The 22,478-nt window shown below is 59.4% G+C and carries 20 protein-coding genes; 7 read left to right on the top strand and 13 right to left on the bottom strand.

Translation table 11 applies throughout. From position 1 onward, the window contains the following. Positions 1–110: 110 nt before the first annotated feature. The 3 genes from CR159_RS16540 to rsmA are packed head-to-tail and all read left to right on the top strand — an operon-like array spanning position 111 to position 4,795. A complete protein-coding gene (locus CR159_RS16540; RefSeq protein ID WP_439650559.1) occupies positions 111–2,492 on the top strand; it encodes an LPS-assembly protein LptD in 2,382 nt (793 codons plus the stop codon). Then, a complete protein-coding gene (locus CR159_RS16535) occupies positions 2,489–4,003 on the top strand; it encodes a peptidylprolyl isomerase (RefSeq protein ID WP_199173343.1) in 1,515 nt (504 codons plus the stop codon). Before CR159_RS16540 ends, CR159_RS16535 begins: the two co-directional genes overlap by 4 nt. A gap of 6 nt (positions 4,004–4,009) precedes the next feature. Next, positions 4,010–4,795: a 16S rRNA (adenine(1518)-N(6)/adenine(1519)-N(6))-dimethyltransferase RsmA gene (gene rsmA, locus CR159_RS16530; RefSeq protein ID WP_102075076.1), complete on the top strand. Its 786-nt coding sequence runs from the start codon at positions 4,010–4,012 to the stop codon at positions 4,793–4,795. 6 nt (positions 4,796–4,801) lie between these two features. On the opposite strand, the gene CR159_RS16525 is transcribed toward rsmA, so the two are convergent. Together CR159_RS16525 and CR159_RS16520 are read right to left on the bottom strand one after the other, a co-directional pair. Continuing rightward, a complete protein-coding gene (locus tag CR159_RS16525; protein WP_102075075.1) occupies positions 4,802–6,031 on the bottom strand; it encodes a nucleoside recognition domain-containing protein in 1,230 nt (409 codons plus the stop codon). A gap of 51 nt (positions 6,032–6,082) precedes the next feature. Then, entirely contained in the window at positions 6,083–8,227 is a 2,145-nt protein-coding gene (locus CR159_RS16520; RefSeq protein ID WP_102075074.1) for an ATP-dependent helicase, read from the bottom strand. A 200-nt stretch (positions 8,228–8,427) separates the two neighbouring features. Here CR159_RS16520 and CR159_RS16515 point away from each other — a divergent pair, with 200 nt between their 5' ends. Then, positions 8,428–8,751 carry a hypothetical protein gene (locus CR159_RS16515; protein WP_102075115.1) on the top strand — a complete coding sequence of 108 codons (324 nt, stop codon included), beginning with the start codon at positions 8,428–8,430 and terminating at the stop codon, positions 8,749–8,751. 84 nt (positions 8,752–8,835) lie between these two features. Beyond that, entirely contained in the window at positions 8,836–9,540 is a 705-nt protein-coding gene (locus CR159_RS16510; RefSeq protein WP_102075073.1) for a glutathione S-transferase N-terminal domain-containing protein, read from the top strand. 34 nt (positions 9,541–9,574) lie between these two features. Here the strand turns inward: CR159_RS16510 and CR159_RS16505 are convergent, their stop codons facing one another. The 3 genes from CR159_RS16505 to CR159_RS16495 all read right to left on the bottom strand — a co-directional run bounded on the left by CR159_RS16505 (position 9,575) and on the right by CR159_RS16495 (position 12,651). Then, positions 9,575–11,182 (bottom strand): ATP-dependent DNA ligase, encoded by a 1,608-nt coding sequence (locus CR159_RS16505; protein ID WP_102075072.1) that lies wholly within the window; start codon positions 11,180–11,182, stop codon positions 9,575–9,577. Positions 11,183–11,189: 7 nt separating this feature from the next. After that, positions 11,190–12,179: a ligase-associated DNA damage response exonuclease gene (locus tag CR159_RS16500; RefSeq protein WP_102075071.1), complete on the bottom strand. Its 990-nt coding sequence runs from the start codon at positions 12,177–12,179 to the stop codon at positions 11,190–11,192. Positions 12,180–12,285: 106 nt separating this feature from the next. Next, positions 12,286–12,651 carry a putative quinol monooxygenase gene (locus tag CR159_RS16495; protein WP_102075070.1) on the bottom strand — a complete coding sequence of 122 codons (366 nt, stop codon included), beginning with the start codon at positions 12,649–12,651 and terminating at the stop codon, positions 12,286–12,288. An 87-nt stretch (positions 12,652–12,738) separates the two neighbouring features. Here CR159_RS16495 and CR159_RS16490 point away from each other — a divergent pair, with 87 nt between their 5' ends. Then, positions 12,739–13,572 carry a helix-turn-helix domain-containing protein gene (locus CR159_RS16490; protein WP_439650562.1) on the top strand — a complete coding sequence of 278 codons (834 nt, stop codon included), beginning with the start codon at positions 12,739–12,741 and terminating at the stop codon, positions 13,570–13,572. Here the strand turns inward: CR159_RS16490 and CR159_RS16485 are convergent, their stop codons facing one another. Together CR159_RS16485 and CR159_RS16480 are read right to left on the bottom strand one after the other, a co-directional pair. Then, entirely contained in the window at positions 13,573–13,944 is a 372-nt protein-coding gene (locus CR159_RS16485) for a glutathione S-transferase N-terminal domain-containing protein (protein ID WP_102075068.1), read from the bottom strand. A gap of 41 nt (positions 13,945–13,985) precedes the next feature. Further along, entirely contained in the window at positions 13,986–14,486 is a 501-nt protein-coding gene (locus tag CR159_RS16480) for a hypothetical protein (protein WP_439650561.1), read from the bottom strand. 51 nt (positions 14,487–14,537) lie between these two features. Here CR159_RS16480 and CR159_RS16475 point away from each other — a divergent pair, with 51 nt between their 5' ends. Then, a complete protein-coding gene (locus CR159_RS16475) occupies positions 14,538–16,802 on the top strand; it encodes an acyl-CoA dehydrogenase (RefSeq protein WP_255398921.1) in 2,265 nt (754 codons plus the stop codon). On the opposite strand, the gene gloA is transcribed toward CR159_RS16475, so the two are convergent. The 6 genes from gloA to glyQ are packed head-to-tail and all read right to left on the bottom strand — an operon-like array spanning position 16,799 to position 22,425. Further along, positions 16,799–17,194: a lactoylglutathione lyase gene (gene gloA / locus CR159_RS16470; RefSeq protein ID WP_102075066.1), complete on the bottom strand. Its 396-nt coding sequence runs from the start codon at positions 17,192–17,194 to the stop codon at positions 16,799–16,801. The two genes, CR159_RS16475 and gloA, sit on opposite strands and share 4 nt — an antisense overlap. A gap of 49 nt (positions 17,195–17,243) precedes the next feature. After that, the gene (locus tag CR159_RS16465; protein WP_102075065.1) at positions 17,244–18,113 is read right to left on the bottom strand and encodes a M48 family metallopeptidase; all 870 of its coding nucleotides are present in this window, start codon (positions 18,111–18,113) and stop codon (positions 17,244–17,246) included. Beyond that, entirely contained in the window at positions 18,100–18,828 is a 729-nt protein-coding gene (locus tag CR159_RS16460; RefSeq protein WP_102075064.1) for a lysophospholipid acyltransferase family protein, read from the bottom strand. Before CR159_RS16460 ends, CR159_RS16465 begins: the two co-directional genes overlap by 14 nt. A gap of 2 nt (positions 18,829–18,830) precedes the next feature. Next, positions 18,831–19,370 (bottom strand): D-glycero-beta-D-manno-heptose 1,7-bisphosphate 7-phosphatase, encoded by a 540-nt coding sequence (gene gmhB / locus CR159_RS16455; protein ID WP_102075063.1) that lies wholly within the window; start codon positions 19,368–19,370, stop codon positions 18,831–18,833. Beyond that, positions 19,367–21,517, bottom strand: a complete 2,151-nt coding sequence (gene glyS, locus CR159_RS16450; protein WP_102075062.1) for a glycine--tRNA ligase subunit beta — start codon at positions 21,515–21,517, stop codon at positions 19,367–19,369. Before glyS ends, gmhB begins: the two co-directional genes overlap by 4 nt. After that, positions 21,514–22,425, bottom strand: a complete 912-nt coding sequence (glyQ, locus tag CR159_RS16445; RefSeq protein WP_102075061.1) for a glycine--tRNA ligase subunit alpha — start codon at positions 22,423–22,425, stop codon at positions 21,514–21,516. Before glyQ ends, glyS begins: the two co-directional genes overlap by 4 nt. Positions 22,426–22,478 lie beyond the last annotated feature (53 nt).

The following is a 22,478-nucleotide window of genomic DNA, read 5'->3' as shown; positions in this document are numbered from 1 at the left end:
GTATTGTGAACCACGTACGCGCCAGCTTCTCTATAATACCGGGTCGCCAATCAATACGGGTCGGCAGCTGTGCCAAAATATAGTCAGTTTTTCTCGAGGACGAAATACGCGTGCGTTTGGTTTGGTGGGCAATTTTTCTAGCTATGGGCGGCGTATCGACGACGCAGGCACAGCAGCCTGGGTCGGATGTCGACATGTCACCCCTGCAGGAGTTGCGCGTGGCTCCGAGCCTGCAAGTCCATGGGAATATCGACGACAACGAAATTACATCGTTTCTTATCGGCGACAAGATGGAGTCCGATGAGGACGGCCTGGTAACGCTTACGGGCAATGCCGAAGTTCGCCGTATCGACTCGGTCGTAAAGGGCGATTCCATCGACTACCAGCGGTCTACCGGCCAGGTCCGGGTGCGCGGCAACGGTCTCGTCATGCGGGACGCGAGCATTGTGGAAGGCCCGGAGATCAACTACAACATCAATAGCGAAACCGGTGAAGTCAACGATCCCAATTTCTGGCTGGGCGCCACCGGAGGCGCGGGTAAAGCAGTAAAAGCCGATATCCTTAGCCGCAACCATATGCGGCTTGATACGGTCACGTATTCGGGTTGCCCGTGTCCGGATCCGTCCTGGTTTATCAAGTCCTCGCGGGTCGATCTGCTTTTTGACGAGAACGAAGGTACGGCGCGCAATGGCGTGCTTTACTTCAAAGGCGTGCCCATCCTTTATTCGCCGTTCCTCACCTTCCCCATACGCAAGGAGCGCAAATCGGGCTTCCTGGTCCCGACTTACGGAACATCCACCAGCGGCGGGCCGGAGTTTTCGCTTCCGTATTACTTCAATATTGCACCGAACTACGATGCAACGATCACTCCGCGGTATATGGCCAAGCGCGGTTTGCAATTGGGCGGCGAATTCCGTTATTTGGGAAGCAGGTACAGCGGCCAGCTGGCCGGCACCTACCTGGCCAATGACCAGGAAGCCGATCGAAATCGCTGGTACTACTCCTGGCAGCATGGTCACAATCTGGGTGGCGGATTGAGCGCGTCGTTCGACATACGCCGCGTGTCGGACGATGATTATTTCCGGGACTTCTCATCGCTGGGCCTTAACGAAGCCTCCAATACTTATTTGCCCAGTAGCGCCGGATTGAACTGGAGTGGGTACAAGTATTTCAACGCGTCGTTATACGCCTATACCTACCAGACGCTTCAGGATCGCACCGCCAGTTACCTCGCGCCGCAGTACAACAAGCTGCCCGAACTCTACGTGCGGGGCGCACGGTATAACTGGGGCGGCTTCGACGTTCAGTCTGAAAACTATGCAACCCGGTTCATGATGCCTTTCTATAAGGGCGACATTGAGCGATACAGCAACTTCAAAGACCAACGCATCGCACCGAACGGAACCCGCTTTTCTTCGTATACGACGGTGTCCTACCCCGTCGTGCGCGCCGGCTGGTACGTAACACCCAAGGTCGGGATGCATCTTAGCCAATACAGTACCGACTGGTACGCCGGCCAACTGCCGCAGTATGCGGGCAGGCCGGACACGCAATCCCGGGTGCTTCCCATCATGTCGATCGATTCCGGCATGACCTTCGAGCGCGAGACCACACTGTTCGGCAATGACTCCATACAAACGCTTGAACCACGCTTGTACTATTTGCGCGTGCCGTATCGCGACCAATCCCAGATCCCTGTGTTCGATACCTATTACGCTGATTTCAACTTCGCGCAGGCTTTCGACGAAAATATATTCAGTGGCGGCTGGGACCGGATCGCAAACGCGAACCAGCTGACGCTGGGCCTCACCACGCGCTGGCTCGATGAAGAGTCGGGATTCGAGCGTTTGTCGCTGTCGGCGGCGCAACGTGTTTATTTCGAGGATCAGCTGGTTACCTTGAATCCTGGCGACAAGAAACGCACCAACAACAAATCCGATTATCTCGTTGGCGTCAACGCGGCATTGACCGACACGCTGGACGTGCGATTCGACGCACAATACAACCCGGACTCCAATGATCGCAACCGCATGACGGCGGGCTTCCGATGGGAGCCCAAACGCCTCGCGATGCTCGCCGCTTCATATCGATATCAGCGTGATCCGGCGCAAGTCGCCGAGCCCGAGGTCCGCAATCTTCCAGGATACATGGACAGCAGTAAAGAACAGGTCAGCGTTACTGGCCAATGGCCGATAACCAGTAAAGTGTACGCGTTGGGGCGTTACGACTATTCCTTGCAGGAAAAGCGCAACACCCAGTCGATCTTTGGACTTGAATACAAGGGCGATTGCTGTTGGGTAGGTCGCGTGGTCATGCAGCGTTATGCGGTTTCAAGGGAAGACGTCAACACCGCGCTTTTCTTCCAGCTGGAACTCTCGGGCCTCGGTTCCCTGGGCACGGATCCCATGCGCCTGCTAAGTGAACGGATCGCCGGCTATAGAACCATCACCCCACCAATACCCGAAAAAACCACCTTCGAGAGGTATGAATAATGCGTAGTGTGCATGCTAAGCGCCGGCTAGCGTCCATTTTGATTCCAATCCTGGGCGTAACATCGTCGGGCATTGCTGTAGCTGCCAAACCGGGGGGCAATAAAACCGAACCCGCCCCCGCGCAACAGTCGCAACAGTTCGTCGACAGCATTGCCGCCGTCGTGAATCAACAAGTGATCACGCTGCAGCAAGTCAATGCCGAAGCGCGAGCGGCGCAACAGCAACTGCAGCGCCAGAAGATACCAGTGCCCGATTTTTCCATTCTGCAGAAGCAGGTGCTTCAGCGCATGATTACCGAAGAGGTCGAGCGCCAGGAGGCTGATCGGCTGGGAATCAAGGTTTCCGACGCACAGGTCCAGCAGGCCGTCCAGACGGTTGCCGGCCGCAACAAGATCAGTGTGGCGCAGCTGCGCCAGGAAATCGAGAAATCCGGTGTCTCCTGGGACGCCTACATGGACAACTTGCGCAAAGAGGTGCGCATGGATCTCTTGCGCCAGCGCGCGGTGGACAGCACTATCGTCATCTCCGATGCTGAAATCGACGCATTTTTGAAGACGCAGGGCAACCAATTGCCGTCTGCCGCCCAAGATCCACGGGCGCAACAGCCTCAGCAGGCCGCACCGGTACAGCAGAGCGGGCCGCGAGTCCTCGGCTTGGCCCAAATACTGGTAGCCGTTCCTGAAGGCGCTTCGTCGTCACAGGTACAGGAACTTCGCAAGAAAGCCGAAAGCATCCTGGCTCGTGTTCGCGGCGGTGCTGATTTTGCGGGCATTGCGGCCTCGTCGTCCGATGGCCCCGAGGCACTCAGCGGCGGTGAGCTTGGCGTACGGCCCGCTGAAGGCTGGCCCGATCTGTTCCTGCAGGCTACCGAGAATTTGAAGGCGGGTGAAACCAGTGCCATCATCCAAAGCGGCAATGGGTTCCATATCCTGAAGGTCCTTACTCGAGGGCAGGCATCACAAGGCGGCGCCACGGCGCCACGTGCGCCGGCTCCCGGTCCCGCTCCTGTGGCTCCGCAGGCACAACAGCAGGCCCAGGGACCGATGATGGTCACGCAGACGCATGCCCGCCACATCCTGATCAAAAGCTCCCAGGTCATGTCGGACGAAAAGGCGGAGACACGCTTGAAACAATTGCGTCAGCGTATCGTCAATGGCGAGAAGTTCGAAGACCTTGCCAAACGCTCATCCGAAGATGTGACGGCTCCGCAAGGCGGCGACCTGGGTTGGTTGACGCCAGGCGAAACGGTACCTGCATTCGAGCAGGCCATGAATGCGCTCGAACCCGGCCAGATCAGCGAGCCGGTGAAATCCCAGTTTGGCTGGCATCTTATCCAGGTGCTGGAACGCCGCACAAAGAACATGGAAAACGAATTCAAGCGCATGCAGGCTCGCCAGGTCCTGTTCCAGCGCCGGATCGAACCGGCCTTCGAAGACTGGCTCAGCCAGCTGCGTAGTCAGGCCTTTATCGACAATCGCCTTGACCCTCAATCGAACCGGAACCGTCGTTAATCATTTATGGCTCATCAAGCACGTAAGCGGTTTGGCCAGAACTTCCTGGTCGACGAAGGGATCATAGATTCGATAGTGCGCGGAATTGCCCCGCAACGCGGTGACACGGTCATTGAAATTGGTCCAGGGCTATCCGCCCTGACCAAACCGTTATTGCAGTCGCTGGATCACTTGACCGCGGTGGAGATCGATCGCGACCTGGCTGCGCGCTTGCGTCGTCAGTACCCGGAAGAAAGGCTTACCGTGGTGGAAGGTGATGCCTTGCAGGTTGACTTCGGTATGCTGGGAACGCGACTGCGTATCGTCGGCAACCTGCCGTACAACATTTCAAGTCCCTTGTTGTTCCACCTTATCGGGTATGCCGACCATGTCGTGGACCAGCATTTCATGCTGCAGCGCGAAGTCATCGACCGCATGGTCGCTGCGCCCGGGTCCGGCGATTACGGGCGCTTGTCCGTCATGCTGCAGTCGCGCTACAGCATGAGCAAGCTGTTCGACGTGCCGCCGGAGGCTTTCGATCCACCGCCGCGTGTGGTGTCGGCAGTCGTACGGATGGCGCCATTGCCGGAATCGCGTCTCAGGCCCCAGAGCCAGAACGCATTCGAAAAGCTGGTCGTGCGGGCGTTCACGCAGCGTCGCAAGATGTTGCGTCGCTCATTGAATGACTGGTCTGAATTAATCGATTGGGAAGGGTTGGGTATTTTGCCTACGTCCCGGGCTGAGGAGCTTTCAGTCGAACAGTTCATTGCATTGTCCGACAGCCTGCTGGCTGCAGGCGCCCTCAAGGCCTGATCGGGATCATCCGAAAAACCAGTAGCAAACGCCTATCGATGCCAGTACGCCGGCCAGGTCGGCAACAAGCGCGCATCCTACGGCGTGGCGGGCTCGCTGGATGCCTACCGCGCCAAAATAGACCGCCAGTACATAGAAAGTGGTCTCCGTGCTTCCCTGGACGGTGGCCGCCAACAGCGCCGGAAAGCTGTCGACGCCAAAATGCTGCATGGTCTCGATGAGCATGCCGCGCGCCGCGCTGCCCGAAAAGGGCTTGACGATGGCCGTGGGCAGTGCGTCGACAAAGCGGCCGTCCATTCCGGCAAGCTGCACGAGCCACCGGATGCTGTCGAGCAGGGCGTCAAGAGCGCCGGACGCCCGCAGCACGCCAATCGCGCACAACATCGCGACAAGGTAAGGCAGCAGGTTTTTCGAGATTTCGAAACCTTCCTTTGCGCCTTCGACAAAGCACTCGTACACCGGGACTTTCTTGCGTGCCCCCACCAGCAAGAAGATCATGATGATGCCAAACAGGGTGAGATTGCCCATGAGTGACGAGGTGGCGCTGAGCGCCGCACTGCTCAAGCTGGCCAGCAATGCCATCAGGCTGCCGATGGCAAGGGCCAGCGCCGCTCCCCACGCCAGGACGACAGGGTCGTAGAGTTTGAGCCTTTGCATGAAGGCCACGGCAAGGAGGCCCACCAGCGATGACGCCGTCGTAGCCAGCAATATCGGCAGGAATACCATGGTTGGGTCAGGCGCCCCTTGCTGGGCCCGGTACATGAAGATCGTGACGGGCAGCAGGGTCAGTGACGAGGAATTCAGCACCAGGAACAGGATCTGCGCATTGGTGGCCGATTTCGGATCGGGGTTCAGTGTCTGGAGCTCGCGCATGGCGCGCAGGCCGATGGGCGTCGCGGCATTATCCAGTCCGAGCCCATTGGCGGCAAAGTTCAGGGTGATCAGGCCCAGCGCTGGATGCCCCGCCGGGACGCCAGGCATGAGCCGGCGGAAAAGCGGCCCGAGCAGGCGTCCCAACATTTCGATAAGTCCTGCCGCTTCGGCGATGCGTAGGAAGCCCAGCCATAGAGCGAGGGTGCCAAACAGAAGAATCATCAATTGCACCGAGAGCTCCGCCATATCGAACAGGCTGAGTACGATGCGTGAAAAGACCTCGGCGTCGTCCAGGGCTATCCATTGATATAGCCCTGAGAGGGCGGCGATGACGAAAAAGGCGAGCCAGAGGGTATTTAGCATGGAGCTTGATGGTCGACGTTGGTGGCAGGGTTCGATTGTCGCAGAGACGGCTTACTTTTCCCGGAACCACTGCTCGAATGGCTTTGTATCCAGGCCCGCTTTTACATACCAGACTTTGCGCGTGGCATCCCATTGGGCGCCCAGGGCCTTGACGAGGTCCTTGTCCGCGTAGGACACGCTCAAGTCGAGCCGGGAGGGAACTACAGTGGCTTGTGCCAGGTTGCTTTGTACCGCAGCATGCGCCCGCGAGCGCGTCGATGCCAATTCCATCCTGCCGATGAATGGGCTGCGCCTGGCTTCATCCTGGGGCGATATCAGGGTCAGGCGCGCTTTCGCGCGTGTAGCGACGACATAAAAGAGGTTCTCTTCCTCCTTAATGTCGCGCAGCAAGCTTGGGAACTCACCCGTTTCCAGGAAAGGAAGGATCACGTGATCGAATTCCTTGCCCTTGGCATTGACGGCACACTCGAGCAGGACGAAGCCTTTGCTTTTGCGGCTCGAAGCGAAGGCATCGGCCGCGCCTATCCATTCGGAAAATTCCCGCAGGTTCATGGCCGACTTCCGGGCAACCTCAATAAAACCCTGGACGGATTTGGCAACGACCGCCGCATCATGAGGATTTACGTAGATGCGCCTGGCCACCGCCTCGAGGTCGATGCGATCGCAGACCTCCTGCAGCACGGCGCCGGCGGGCGCGTCGGCAAGCAGCGTCTCCATGTAGGACACCGCATCCGAGATACGGGCTCGTGCCTTGTCCGACCGGCTGCGCTGGAGCTGGCCGCTGAAGAATGAATTGAGGATGTCCGGGTCCTGGGCAATCGCATTCCTGGCGAAATTCATATCGTGGGCGTTAAAGCCTATTTCGCCGAAAATGGCCAGCGACTCCACGATTGCCTTCCTGACCCCTTCCGACTGTACGGCGGAAAGATTCTTCAAGGCGATGGCCATCATTCCACGAAGGAAAAGAATCTCTTCACGCTGAAGGTAGCCCTGCATACCTTGTGTCCTGTAGGCGATGCCAGCGTGCATCAGGGCATTTTCAATCGCAACGGACTGGTGTCGGTCCCGCAGCAGGATCGCACATGCCTCCAGAGGCAACTTCTCTGATTTCCACTTTTTGATGGCGGCCACGGCCTGTGCTGCGCAATCATCGTGATCGCGATCGTGGTAGTGGCGCTGGTCGATCACCGTGCTGACTGGCAGGCTGGAGTCGACCGGCTTCTGCTTGAACGCTTCCATGGCATACGCCAGATGCGGGCCGTGGCGATAGGTCATGGTCAAGGGATAGCGTACCGAGCCGGGATAGAGGTCGGTGAACCGATGGTTCAGGTAGCTCTCGTCCGCGCCATGGCTGGAATAGATGACTTGATCCTTGTCCCCGGCGCCCACAAAATACAGTTCATCGATCGCCAGCAATGCTTCCAGGATACGAAAAGACGCTTCATTCAAGTCATGCAGTTCATCACCGACCACAAGGCGATAGTGGGGCAGTGCATTCTTGCTGTCGGGGAAGTCGTGCAATTGACACGCGAGGTCGTAGGTCGCGTCAAACGGCCCCCGGAAAAGGACTTCTTCGAAATTTCCCTGGCGGATGCGCTCGTATTCCAGCGTCCAGAGATAATCCGTTAGCGGGATGGACAAGCGTTCCGCTTTTTCCTGCAGCGACGTGTCGTCATCCCAACGCTCAAGGGCCATCGTGGCTTTAAGGCGCAACTGGCCATCGAGAAACTGGCTGATGGCAATGTTATGGGTGTTGATGTCCAGGAACTCCGCTATCCCCGCATAACCTTCACTGACCTGCTCGATCGCCGCGAGCGCATGGGGCTTCAAGGCATTGGCGGTTGTCAATGGCGTTGCGCTGGCTCCTTCTATGGCCTTCAGTACTTCAGTCGCGAACTGTTCAAAAGTGCGCACATGAATCTGGGCGGAGGTGGAGTAGGGTATGCCTATTTCGACGAGCCGCTTTTCCATCACTTCACGGGCTTCAGGCGTAAACACCAGGGCGAGGATTTGTTCCGGCTTCACGCCGCGCGCGATCGCTTCACCGACCCGAAGCGCCAGGGTCGTTGTTTTCGCCGCGCCTGCGTTGGCCTCGATCAAGGTGACACGATGCTGCGACAGTTGAATCTTTTGTTGTTCCACGGTGGGAACGAATCCATGCGGAACGAATCGGGCAGGACTGGTTTTACTCGTCATAGCTTAGGCTCCAAGGCACAGATCTTACCCTGTGGCGGCGTGGGACCGTGGTTCCCCGCCTGAGCGTTTACGTATTGAATAACTTTGGCAGCGTGTCATGACGTAAAAGGCTTGTGCGGCGTCGTCCGACAGGGGCACAATTGGCGGAAAGGAATATGTTGCCTCCAGTCGACAGCGCGGCCTTGCATCAGGGAGTCTTGATGTCTGAAATCGAAACAGCCCGAAAGCCGTTGCCCCAGGGGTACCGGCAGGGGATAATCACCGCCATCACCGTCTTGCTGGGATTCTCGCTCGCCTTCCTCCGTTTCTGGGGTACGGAAGCGCCGGGCGAATGGACGAGCAAATCGGTCATCCCCGGCGTTATGTTGACCGCCGCGGTCGTGTTGCAGATTATCGCGCTATACAGGGCGTTGCGGCTTGCCGACGATGAAGAGCACGAGTATCAGCAAACGGTACAGTGGTTTATTGCTTCCGCGACACTATTGTTATTTGGGCTTGCAGCGGCCGCCTGGGAACTGGCCTGATCCGATGGCATAGTCCAGTGGCGCTTTCGGTCCCGGGGTTTTGTGGGTATTCTGGAGGCTCCGTTCCTCGCTTAAGGATATCCAGTGACCGATCTTTCCCTTTTTCCGATCACGAAGAAATGGCCCGCGCAGCATCCCGACCGCATACAGCTCTATTCAGTGCCGACGCCCAATGGCGTCAAGGCAGCCATCATGCTTGAAGAAACAGGGCTGCCTTACGAGCCGCATCTGGTTCGCTTCGATGACAAGGAACAGAACTCGCCGGAATTTCTTTCGCTCAGTCCCAACAACAAGATTCCGGCCATCCTGGATCCAGATGGCCCGGATGGCAAGCCCCTGGGGCTGTTCGAATCGGGCGCCATCCTTATCTATCTGGCCGAGAAGACTGGAAAATTCATGCCGCAGGATGCGCCCGGCCGCTATCAGACCATTCAGTGGCTGATGTTCCAGATGGGCGGTATAGGACCAATGTTTGGCCAGTTGGGGTTCTTCAACAAGTTTGCCGGCAAAGACTACGAAGACAAGCGTCCCCGCGACCGCTATGTGGCCGAAGCCAGGCGTCTGCTAGGCGTGCTCGACCAGCGACTCGAGGACCGCGGCTGGATCATGGGCGACGAGTACACGATCGCCGATATTGCCACCTTCCCGTGGGTACGCAACCTGATAGGCTTTTACGAGGCAGGCGAGCTGGTGGGGATTTCGGACTTTAAGAATGTCGGGCGTGTGCTGGATGCATTCGTGGCCCGCCCAGCGGTCATCAAGGGGCTCGACACGCCGAAACGGACCTGATCCGCACAAAGAACGCCAAACAGCGCACCAAGTCCTACTTTGCCAGTGCTTGCAATGTTTCCAGCCGGTCCGCTTCAGCAACCGGCTTGTCCAGTCGCCAGCGCAGTATGCGGGGAAAGCGGACGGCAATACCGGACTTGTGCCGCTTGGATAGATTGACCGCTTCGAACGCCAGCTCGAAAACGTGTTGCGGTTCGACAGACCGGACGGGCCCGTAGCGGTCTATGGTATTTGCCCGGATCCACTTGTCCAGTTCAAGTATCTCTTTGTCGCTGAGGCCGGAATAAGCCTTGGCGATGGGTGTCAAGGTTTCCCCTGTCCACAGTCCGAACGTATAGTCGGTATATAGCGTACTGCGTCGTCCGTGTCCTGGCTGCGCATACAGCAGGACGGCGTCTATGGTGAGCGGATCGATTTTCCATTTCCACCAGTCGCCGCGGCGTCGCCCGGCCTGGTAGCTTGCCGTCAGGCGCTTGAGCATCAAGCCTTCCACGCCGCGTTCCCGCACGCCGGCGCGCAGCAGGCCGGCCTCATCCCAGTCGCCGGCATCGATTCGGGGCGAGACGCGCAGGGGCGAATCCGGCGGGCTTTGCGCGAGCAGTGATTCGAGTGCGCGGCGGCGTTCGAGCTGTGGAAGCGATCGCAGGTCTTTCCCGTTGCATTCGAGCAGGTCGTAAGCCAGAACTTGTACGGGCGTTTCTTTCAGGATTTTTGGTCCCGGCTTGAGCCGCTGGATGCGGGTTTGCAAGGCGGAGAAGGGCAACGGGGCACCGTCATCCGCGCGCCATGCCAGCAACTCGCCATCCAGCACACAGTCCTGGGGAAGCCTCGCTGCAGCGGCCTCGATTTCGGGGAAGCGCCCGTCGAGGCGTTCCTCGCCCCGCGACCAGAGCGCGACGCCACCCCGGCGCTTGATCACTTGCAGGCGGATGCCATCCCATTTCCATTCGAGCAGCCAGTCTCCGATGTTGCCGAGCATCCCGGGATCGCCCTCAAGCGGTGACGCCAGGAAGAAGGGATAGGGCTGCTGGCTGTCGGTGGGCAATATGTCCGTGGACAATAAGTCCCGCAGGAAGGCGGGCGAAGGCAGCCATGCGCCGAGCATGCGCTGCGCAATGCGCGCAATGTCTATTCCTGAAAGTTCGGCGAGCGCCTGTTGAACCAATCGCTTGGAGACGCCGACACGCAAGGAACCGGTCAACAGCTTGTTGAACACCAGTCTCTGGTCCAGGGGCAGCCCCCGCCAAGCCTGCAGGATGGCATCCCGCCTGTCTTCGGGCGCCCCATTGGCCACCGGCAGGAGCCGGAGTTCGATCCAGTCCGCCAAGGGAATATCTTCCATGGCGTGATCGGGATCCGGCATCAGCAGGGCCAGGGTCTCGGCCAGGTCGCCGACATGGCCGTAGCTTTCCTGCACCAGCCAGTCGGGCATGTTCGCTGCCTCGGCAATCCATGCGCGCAGTTCCGGGGTGGTGGCGATTTTGCGCTTGGCGCTGGTGATCTTTCCACCCGATAGCAGATAAAGGGCCCATGCAGCGTCGCGCGGTGGTGCATCGCGAAAGTAAGTCAGCAGGGCGGCGCGTTTGTCCAACGTTGCCGTACTGCGGTCCAATTCCTGGTAAAGAAGGGCGAAGCGTTCCATGTCTGTTTCAGTCGTCCTCGCCAAATTGGGTCGTCAGCGTTTCAGCGGCGATACCGTCTTCCTTGAGAGCGCGCACCAATGCATGCGTATCGCCATGCGTGACGATGACCCGGCTTGCTCCCGTTGCACTGATGGTGCTCATCAAGTCCGGCCAGTCGGCGTGATCGGAAATGACGAAGCCACGATCCATATTGCGCCGCCGCCGGTTGCCGCGCACATGCATCCAGCCCGAGGCAAAACCCTGTTGCGCATTTCGAAAGCGCCGCAGCCATGGACTGCCCGCCGCCGAGGGCGGGGCCACTACCAGTTCGCCGGCGTAATCCGATCCTGCCGGCATTTCGCTGATGAGACGGGTGGGTATCATTGGAATGCCGGCGCGCCGATAGATGTCTACGCCGGCCGCCATGGCGCCATGCAACAGCACCGGCCTGTCGGTATGCGCCATGATCTCGGCCAGCACGCGTTGAGCCTTTCCCAAGGCATAGCAAAACAAGATGGCGGTCTGCCCACGCGCCGCGCAGTGGTCTCGCCATTGCACGATGTCCCGTGCAACAAGAGCGGTATCGGGCCAGCGATAAATGGGCAGGCCAAAGGTGGATTCGGTGATGAAGGTATCGCACGGCACCACTTCGAACGACGCGCACGTGGGATCGGGCTGGCGCTTATAGTCGCCGGAAATCACCCATGTGACGCCGTTGACCTCTATGCGGACCTGCGCCGATCCCAGCACATGGCCTGCAGGGTGCAGCGATACTTGCGCATGGCCCAGCCGGAACGCCTCGCCGTACTCGTAGGGATGAAATACCTGGTCCTGCAGTCGCCACTGCAGGATAGGCAGGCCGGCACGGGTCGTGTAGTATTCGCCCATTCCGACTCTCGCGTGGTCGCCATGTCCGTGCGTAATGACTGCACGCGCTACCGGCCGCCACGGGTCAATATGGAAATCGCCGGCGGGGCAATACAGACCTTCTGGACGTAGCTGGACGATGTCTTCCACGGCTAGGATTTGGTTGTCTGGACTACCTACATTGTAAGGAAAACGGAAGACAGCCGGTGTCGGCCGCGGCTGGCTTCATCGTCTACCGCAAGACATTTGCTCCACGTTAATGGACAAGGGCAAAGTCGCCGCGTATGGGCGTCCAGGTTTGGATATCCCTGTCGTTTTCCAGCAGTCCGGGCAAGCCCGCCCAGAAATCCTGGCGGTAATCGCGGTGAATTTGAGTGTTGATCACATCGTTGGCATCTGACCATGATTCATACAGCATGAACCGATTTGGCTTCAAGGGGTCGCGGTGCAGAACTGCATTGCGGAATGTGGACTCATTGCGCATGGCATTCAGAACAGGTTCGATCAAACTCAGGAATGTCTCTTCCTTGCCCGGCAAAAGCGTGAAAATGATCACGTAGGTCACGTCGTGCCGGTTTTCATGGCCTATGGAGTAAACAGGAATGCTTGGATGCGGGTTCATGGGTAGGTCCTTAGCTTGTTTCCCCGATGGGAATTCGTCAGGACACTATGCCGGATAGACCTCGTGGCGTCGATTACCTCCAAGGTAATGGACGCCGTCACACGATCTCGGTATTGTCCAGGCATGGCACACATCAATCCAACTGTCGGTGAATATTTGCGCGAATGGCGACAGCGCCGTCGACTGAGCCAGCTGGACCTGGCCTGCGAGGCCGAGATATCGGCCCGACACCTGAGCTTCATTGAAACCGGACGCTCCCGGCCCAGCCGCGACATGCTGCTGCGGCTTCTCGAGCAGCTCGATGTCCCTTTGCGCCAGCGCAATGTTTTATTGCTTGCGGCGGGCTACGCCCCTCATTTCGCCGAACACGCCTTGACTGACAGCGCCATGCATGACGCAAGAGCAGCTATTTCAAGCATCTTGAAGGCGCATGAGCCTTTTCCGGCATTGGCCATTGATAGGCATTGGACACTGGTTTTGGCCAATGGCGCCGTAACGCCTTTGCTGGCCGGTGTCGCCGCGCATTTGCTGGAGCCGCCGGTAAATGTGCTGCGCCTGAGCCTGCATCCCGAGGGTCTCGCCCCCAGGATCTTGAATTTGAACGAATGGCGCACCCACCTGCTGCAACGTTTGCGCCTCCAATACGACCAGACAGCCGATCCCGTTCTGCTGGTGCTGCTGGATGAACTCTTGTCCTATCGCCTACCGCCGCTTAATGCTGCGCAGCCGCAGGCCCAAAGCCCAATTGCCGTGCCCTTGCGGCTGCAGACCGCAGAGGGAGCGCTATCGTTGCTGAGCGCGACCATGGTCTTTGGCACGCCGCTGGATGTGACCTTGTCCGAGCTGGCCATGGAAACATTCTTGCCGGCCGACGCGGCAGCGGTCGCGATCCTGAACCGATTGATGTCCAGGCCTGCGTAATCACGCAACGCTGGCGAAGCGCTGCTCGAGGTAGGCAATGATTTCGTTCGACTCGTATAGCCAACGGGACTGTCCCGCTTCCTCGATATGCAGGCACGGGACCTTGATCTTGCCCCCACCCTCAAGCAAACGCTCGCGCATGGGGCTCGCCTTTGCGTTATGTAGTGTGACCGGTACATTAAGACGATGCAGGGCGCGGCGTGTCTTGACGCAGAATGGGCAGGCGTGAAACTGATAAAGCGATAGCCCGGCCGCCTCTTTGACGACCGTGGCCTGGCCTTCGGCGGAACGCCGTTGTGGACGTGGGCGCGTGACGGCATCGCCAAGCACGATCATTTGGCCAAGACCGACACGCAGGGCTTTTATCAACATAAGGGTAATCTCGACACTTGCAGGAAGGAAAGCCGGTAAGTTTACCCGGTTCGGTTGTCCGGCACAGGCAGCTCATGGCCGATGCGGGGCCCAAGAAGATCGTGCGCATCGAGCAGGGCGTAGACAATCTGTGGATTCTGCTCGAGGCACCTGCGGATGGCGGCGGGTACGGACTGGCGCGTTTTCCTGCAAAGGCCCGGGCGGGGGGCCAATTGTATGGTCAAGCCGCGCACCGTGCGCACGCCATGGACACTGGGGATGATTTGCAACACCACGCCAAGCTGGCTATGGATAAGCTCCTGGATGTGCGTCAAATCAGCGTAACTTGAAATAGTCTCGATGCGCGCAATGAGCTTTTTCTCCTGGTCTTTGGTGAGCATCAGGACGCGCGTGTCGCTACCGGGGTCATCAAGCAGCTTTTCCCGATCGCACGTGCATGCGCCCGGCGGGCAGGACTCGCGGGTGGGGGCAGGCGTAGAGGGCAGCACAGAAGGCACGTGGTAACCGGAAGCAGGGGCAAACGATGATTTTAGCGCCAGCATGGTCTTCCGGCCATTACTTCCCGGATTCATGTCGTCTGCTTTCAGGAGATAATGATGCTCATCATATCAAGCAACAAAGGGACCATCATGAACTGGAGAGCGTGGCGCCGTCAGTGGCTGACCGAACCTCTGTACCGCAAGGCGCGCGAAAGCATGCCGACCCTGTCGCCGACTGAGCAGCAGGCGATTGAAGCGGGCGACGTCTGGTGGGATGCTCAGCTCTTTTCGGGCAAGCCCGATTGGGGAACCCTGGTCAATGTGAGGCCTGTTGCCCTGAGCGCCGAGGAACAAGCCTTCATGGACGGCCCGGTCGCCCAGCTCTGCCGCATGCTCAACGATTGGGAAATCACATGGCAGCATGGCGATCTGCCCGCACCAGTGTGGGCGTATCTCAAGCAGCATGGCTTTTTCGGCATGATTATCCCCAAGGAATACGGAGGTCTCGGTTTTTCGGCCTATGCGCATTCCGAAGTGGTTCGCCGCATCTCTGTGCGGTCCGTCACGGCGGGTGTCACCGTCATGGTTCCAAACTCGCTAGGGCCCGGTGAGCTTCTTATGCAGTTCGGCACTGAAGAGCAGCGCCAGTACTGGCTGCCTCGGCTTGCCCTTGGTGAAGAAATCCCCTGCTTCGGCCTGACCAGCCCGGAAGCGGGGTCCGATGCAGCGGCAATGACCGACACCGGCGTGATATGTCGGCGCGATGTCGACGGTGTTAGCACGGTCGGCATACTGCTTAACTGGCGCAAACGCTATATCACCCTGAGTCCCGTCGCGACGGTCATGGGTTTGGCGTTCAAGCTGTCCGATCCCGACGGCCTTATCGGCAGCAAGCCGGAGCTGGGCATTTCAGTTGCGTTGGTGCCCACCGGGTTGCCTGGCGTCACCATAGGTCGCAGGCACTTGCCCGCCATGCAGGCGTTCCAGAACGGCCCCACCGAGGGCAAGGACGTATTCGTGCCGATCGATGCTCTGATCGGGGGCGTGCAGCAGGCGGGCCAGGGTTGGCAGATGCTCATGAGCGCACTGGCCGCCGGACGCGGAATCTCCCTCCCGTCCTTGTCTGCCGCGGCCTGCGTGTTTGCAGCGCATACCTCCGGCGCTTATGCCCGCGTCCGGACGCAGTTCGGTATCCCCATCGGCAAGTTCGAAGGCATCCAGGAAAAGCTTGGCCGTCTCGCGGGCAACGCGTACCTGGTGGAAGCGGCTCGCCGTTTCACGTGTTCAGGCCTGCAACTGGGGTACAAGCCGTCCGTCGTGTCCGCCATCATGAAACTGCATGCCACCGAGCGCATGCGGCAGTCCGTGAATGATGCCATGGACGTGCACGCGGGCAAGGCCGTTATCGACGGGCCGAGCAATTACCTGGGCAACTTGTATCGCGCTTTGCCCGTGGCGATCACGGTCGAAGGGGCCAATATCCTTACGCGCAGTCTCATCGTTTTCGGCCAGGGCGCCATACGGGCCCATCCTTACCTGATGAAAGAAGTGGTGGCGCTAGGCAATAGCGACCAGACCGCAGGTGAAGACGCCTTCGATGCGGTGATATGGAAACACCTGGCCCACAGCGCCAAGAACGCGCTGCGTGCCAGCGGCATGGCATGGACGGCCGCGCGTTTCGTTTCCGCCCCGCGCGGAACGGGGGCCGTAGCTCCCTATCACCGCGGACTGATCCGGTATTCGGCGGCCTTCGCCCTGGTTTCTGAAATCGCGCTACTTACCTTGGGTGGGTCGCTGAAGCGCAAGGAAATGCTGTCGGCGCGCCTGGGCGATGTGCTGGCCGAACTGTACTTGCTTAGTGCCGTGCTCAAGCGATGGCAAAACGAGGGACAGCACGAATCCGACCTGCCGCTCGTCAAGTGGTGCGCCGAGCAGGCGTTTGCGACCATCGAAAAGCGGCTGGACGATGTCTTGCTCAATCTTCCCATGCGCAGTGCCAGCTGGGTGCTGCGCGCGTTGTTGCTGCCCCCGGGAATGCGGGCTACACCGCCGTCCGACAAAACGACAGCGCTTTGCGCCAACATGCTGCTCGAGCCATCCGATACGCGCGACCGGCTGGTGGGTGCGGTGTGGGAAGGCCATGACAGCCCCAGCGTCGAGCAGTTGGAACGCGCCTTTGAGCTGGTGGTCGAAGTGCAGCCGCTGCTTGATCGCGTCCGGCACGCCGGACTCAAGGATTGGCGGCTGGCGCATGCTAACGGCGCGATTACCCAAGCACAGGCCGATGCACTGGAGGCCGCGGAACAGGCCGTGGCTGCGGTTGTCGAAGTTGACGATTTTGCGGCCGGCGACTTTCGACGGCCGCAAAGCGCGGCTTAGTCTGCCCGCTCTTTACGCTGTATAAGCTCTATCTTGTAGCCGTCGGGGTCTTCCACGAAGGCAATGACAGTCTGGCCATGCTTCATGGGGCCGGCTTCGCGTGTCACGTTGCCGCCTCTTTCCTTGATGCGGGCACAGGCGTCGTAGGCGTCTTCGACTTCCAGGGCGATATGTCCGTAGCCATTGCCCAAGTCGTAGGAGGATGTGTCCCAATTGTGGGTCAATTCCAGGACGGCGCCTTCGCTTTCTTCCTGGTAGCCCACAAAGGCCAGCGTAAATTTGCCGTCGGGATAGTCTTTACGGCGCAACAGCTTCATCCCGAGTACATCGGTATAGAACATCAGCGATCGGTCCAGATCGCCGACACGCAGCATGGTATGTAATAAACGCAACTCAGTCTCCTTGACGGTTGTTCGAGTAATGGCGGGTGGGCCAAGGGTGTTAAATGAGCGGCAATGAGCTGGGGTCGTGCTGCCGCAGCGCGTTGCGCGCCGGCTCGAAGCCGGGCAGTATCAGTCCGACTTCACGCCAGAACTCTTTGCTGTGATTCATTTGGCGCAGATGCGCAAGCTCATGGGCAATGACGTAATCGATAATATCGTGTTCAAAATGAATAAGCCGCCAGTTCAGCATGATATTGCCGTCACTACTGCATGATCCCCAGCGCGTCGCAGCCGACGAAAGCCGCCAGCGGCGGATTTTCAATTGGGTGGCGTCCAGGAAATGCTGAAGCCGCTCGCCAAACCACGCCAAGGCTTGTTGTTGCAGCCAGGCGTGCACGCTGTCGCGTATCCGGTTGCGGTCCGCCCCCAAGGGCAGCGCCAGACTAAGCACATCGCCGTGGGCGGGCGTAAACGCCTCGCCCAGGAATAGTGGCGTTTTCTGCGTGCCGTCCAGCTTCAGCACGATGTGGCTGCCCAGGTAAGGGATGGTCCCGCCATCCTGCCACAGGGTCGCGGCAGTAGCCTGGTGCTGCTGGCGCGCCTGCCTGATACGCAACTTCCCGAGTATCCAGGATGCTTTCTCGACAACGGTTGCGTCGATCTGGCCCAGTGTGACCCAATTGGGCGCGGTAACCTGCAGGCCGTCATCATTGACGGTAAGCCCGATGCTTTTTCGCCGCGACCGTTGCAACACATAGCCGATGGTCTGCTGTGCCGCCTTTACCTCGCGCCAGCGTGCGTTAAGCGGCAAGGCCGGCGGACATACGGTTGTGACAGCGTGTTCCGTCTTTGCCAGCGGGGCAGGCTGCAGCGCCGAGGTCGAAGCAGGGGTGTCGGAAAAGAGGGGGAGTTGCTCAGTCAGGCCCATATCGCTCGGGATTCAGTACTCGCATTTCAGATTCAATCCACTCCTGGACTTTACGGTTCACCGTTTCCGCATCAAGCCCGGCGGTTTCGATGAGCGGGCCGATCGACACGGTGATTAGTCCAGGCTTCTTGATGAAGGCATTGCGTGGCCAGCACTCGCCGGCATTGTGGGCAACCGGGATAATTGGCGTATTGGTGCGGGTGGCCAGCAATGCCCCGCCCATCTTGTATCGTCCCGTCTTGCCGGGCAAGATGCGGGTGCCCTCCGGAAACAGTATAGGCCAGCGGCCTTCATTAATGCGTTCTTGTCCGATCTTGACCACTTGCTCGAAGGCATCGCGGCCTTTTGCGCGGTCTATCGGTATCATGCGCAGTTGGGCAAGGCCCCAGCCGAAGAACGGTACCCGATGCAATTCCCGCTTATACACAAAACACATGTCGCGCGGCATGTAGCCGATGATGAACATCGTTTCCCAGGCAGACTGGTGCTTGGAGAGCATGACGGCCGGACCATCGGGAAAGTTCTCCGCCCCTTTCAGTTCCCACCGGATGCCTAGAATGACCTTGGCGGCCCAGACGCCCAGGCGTGGCCAGCCTATGGTGAGTTTGTAGCGCCAATGCAGGGGCAGCGGCGCCCACAGCAAGCATGCAATTGCGTAAGGGATGACCGTAACGATAAGAAAAATCTGATAGAGCGTTGAGCGAAGTACTGCCATGTTTATTCCTCGGAAAGCCAGGCGTCGACGACGGCGGCGAGATCCGTCCTGATCTGGGTGCCAGCAGGCAAGTCGGGATGATGTTGAGTCTTCTGTCCGTTGCCCGTGAGGACCAGCCAGGGCGCGCAATTGGCCGCTGCGGCAGCTTGCACATCGCGTAGCGAATCGCCTACCGCCGGGACGTTCTTGATGTCGACATCGTAGCGGCCTGCTATGTCGAACAGCATGCCCGGTTTAGGCTTGCGGCACGTGCAACCATCATCGGGCCCATGCGGGCAGATGAAAATCGCATCGACGCTGCCGCCGACGTGTGCAAGTTCGCGGCGCAGCTTGGCATGGATGGCGTTGAGCGCGTCCATGCTGAACAGGCCGCGCGCCACGCCGGACTGATTGCTGGCGATAACCACGCGCCAGTTGGCGCGCGAAAGGCGAGCTATGGCTTCCAGGCTGCCCGGCAGGGCTATCCATTCGTCCGGGCTCTTGATATACGCATCACTGTCGTGATTGATAACCCCGTCTCGATCGAGTATGGCAATTTTCACTGGGCTAACCTGGAAATGTCGGCGACCTGATTCATGACGTGGTGAAGCTCCGCCAGCAGGGCCAGGCGATTGGCTCGTATGGCGGGATCGTCTGCCATGACCATGATGTCGTTGAAGAAAGTATCGACGGCGGTTCTGGCTTGCGCCATGGTGGCCAGGCTGGCGGTGAAGTCGCCTTGCGCCAACTGGGCCTCGGCTTGAGGCTTGAGTTTGCGGATGACGGCATCCAGGGCTTGTTCAGCCGGTTCGGCCAGGATGCCGGGGTCGACGGCGCCGGGTTGCTCGTCCGCTTTCTTCAGCAGGTTCGCAATGCGCTTGTTGGCGGCCGCCAGGCTTTCCGCCTCGGGCCGTTGCGCGAAATTGGCGCAAGCCTGTATACGGGCATGGACCTGATGCAAAGGCGGTTCGAGCGTCAGCACGGCGTCGACGACATTGCGGTCAAAGTCGTTGTTCAACTGGTTCCGGTAGCGCTCGTACACGAAGGCCTGGACGTCATTGGCGGTTGTCGCGCTTAGCGTATCGGGGGCGAAACTTGCGGCGGCCTGGGCCAGCAGGTCGGACAGGCGCAATCCCTGGCTATTGTGGATAGCCAGGTAGCCGCCCGCCTGAAGTTGCTCGAAGGCGCTGATCAGGCCCAGGGCGGCACGGCGCAAGCCATAAGGGTCGCGCTCGCCAGTGGGTACCAGGCCTATGCCCCATATGCCCAGCAGTGTTTCGACGCGTTCGGCGATGAAAAGAACGGCTGAAGTCAGTGTGCCGGCGGAAACCGGGGTATCGAGGCGGATGCGGTATTGGTCTTGCAGGGCGAGCACGACATCGTCGGGCTCACCGTCGGCCTTGGCGTAATAGCCGCCCATGATGCCCTGGAGTTCGGGGAACTCGCCAACCATATTCGAACCCAGGTCGGCTTTGGCCAGCAGTGCGGCCCGGTCGGCATTGTCGATGCTGGCGCCCAGCTGGCCGGCGACGTAGCGCGCTATGTGCCGCACGCGTTCTACGCGTTCAAGCTGGGACCCCAGCTTGTTGTGGTAGACGCTGGTGGCGAGCCCTGCAACGCGGTCGGCCAGCCTGACCTTGCGGTCTGTCTGGAAAAAGAACTCCGCGTCCGCCAGGCGGGGGCGCACTACGCGCTGGTTGCCTTCGACAATATGCACGGGATCGTCGACCTGCATATTGCTGACGATGAGGAAGCGGTGCGTGAGCCTGCCGGTTTCCGGCTCGAACAAAGGAAAGTATTTTTGGTTCAGGCGCATGGTGAGAATCAGGCATTCCGGCGGCACTTGCAGGAATTGCTCTTCGAACTCGCCCACATAGACCGTGGGGTGCTCGACCAGGGCGGTGACTTCTTCCAGCAGAGCCTGTGCTTCGGCGCTGGTTCCTATCGTAGCGCCCAGGGCTTGCGCCCGGCTTTCCAACTGTTCGCTGATCAGCGCCCGGCGCGCGGTGAACGAGGCAATGACCTTGCCTTCGTCATGCAGCTGTTGCTCGTAGGTATCGGGCGACGCGATGTCGATGGCCTGGCTTGCCATGAACCGATGGCCAAGGGTCGTGCGCCCTGCATCCAGCCCCAGGACTTGGGTGGCAACGATTTCGTTGCCCCACAACGCGATGAGCCGGTGGGCGGGACGTACGAACTTGACGCTGCTGGCGCCGTCGGCCAACTGATATCGCATGACTTTCGGTATGGGCAGGTGCGCGACGGCGTACTCGAGCGCTTCCTGCAAGGCCGTGCCAAGCAGAGCGCCCGTCGCGACGCCCCGTGCGTAAAGATAGTCCTGCTTACCGTCGGATTCGGTGATGAGTTCCGATGCGGAAAGATGACCCAGGCCTTTGCTGGCCAGTTTCTTTTCCAATGCGGGACTGATTTCGCCCGCCGCGGTCAGGCCGATCTTGGCCGGCATGAGTTTTTCGGTATAGGCCTGGTCGGGCGCTTGGGCCAATACGGCATCAAGTATGACGCCCAGGCGGCGTGGCGTGGAAAAATCGGACGTAACGCAGCCTGCCGCCAGCAAATGATGCTGATCCAGTATCTTGCGTATGCCTTCGGCAAATGCCAGGCCCAGCTTTTGCAGCGCCTTGGGCGGCAATTCTTCTGTAAGCAGTTCAACCAGCAGGGGCCGGATATCTGTATCGGGAGCCGCGGTCATTGTGCGACCTCCGCAGCAACGTGCTGGACAAGCATGGGGAATCCAAGTTTTTCGCGTGAGTCAAAATAAGCCTGCGCGACGGCGCGGGACAGGTTCCGGATACGGCCAATATAAGTGGCCCGCTCGGTGACGCTGATGGCGCCGCGCGCATCGAGCATGTTGAAGGTATGTGCGGCCTTGAGCGTGGCCTCGTAGGCGGGCAGCGCCAAGGGTACGTCGATCAGGCGGCGCGCCTCGGCTTCGTAGTCGTTGAAATGGGCCAGCAACATCGGAATGGAGGCGTGCTCGAAATTGTAGGTGGACTGCTCCACTTCGTTCTGGTGGAACACGTCGCGGTAGAACACCTTTTGTCCGCCGTTGCCTTGCGTCCATACCAGGTCGTACACGCTTTCGACGCCCTGCAGGTACATGGCCAGGCGTTCGAGTCCATACGTGATTTCGCCGGTGGTGGGACTGCAGTCCAGGCCGCCGACCTGTTGGAAATAGGTGAACTGGGTTACTTCCATGCCGTTGAGCCAGACTTCCCAACCCAGGCCCCACGCGCCGAGCGTAGGATTTTCCCAATCGTCTTCAACGAAACGGATATCGTGTTCGCGCGGATCTATGCCCAGGGCAACCAGCGACCCGATATACAGGTCTACGATATCAGTGGGCGCGGGCTTGAGCACGACCTGATATTGATAATAGTGTTGCAGGCGGTTGGGATTCTCGCCGTATCGGCCGTCCTTGGGCCGGCGCGAAGGCTGCACATACGCGGCGCGCCATGGCTCCGGTCCGATCGAGCGCAGGAACGTTGCGGTATGCGAAGTGCCGGCACCGACTTCCATGTCATAGGGTTGCAGCAGGGCGCAACCCTGCTTATCCCAGTACTGCTGGAGCGTTAGTATTATTTGCTGAAAAGTGAGCATGTGCGAAGGCCATTAAAGCGAGAAGCTGCAAAATTTTTCAATTTTAACTGGTT

It is taken from the genome of Pollutimonas subterranea, assembly GCF_002849655.1.
Taxonomy (GTDB): Bacteria; Pseudomonadota; Gammaproteobacteria; order Burkholderiales; family Burkholderiaceae_B; genus Pollutimonas; species Pollutimonas subterranea.
Note: the sequence above shows the minus strand (reverse complement) of the source record. Positions and strands in the feature narration are given on the sequence as shown.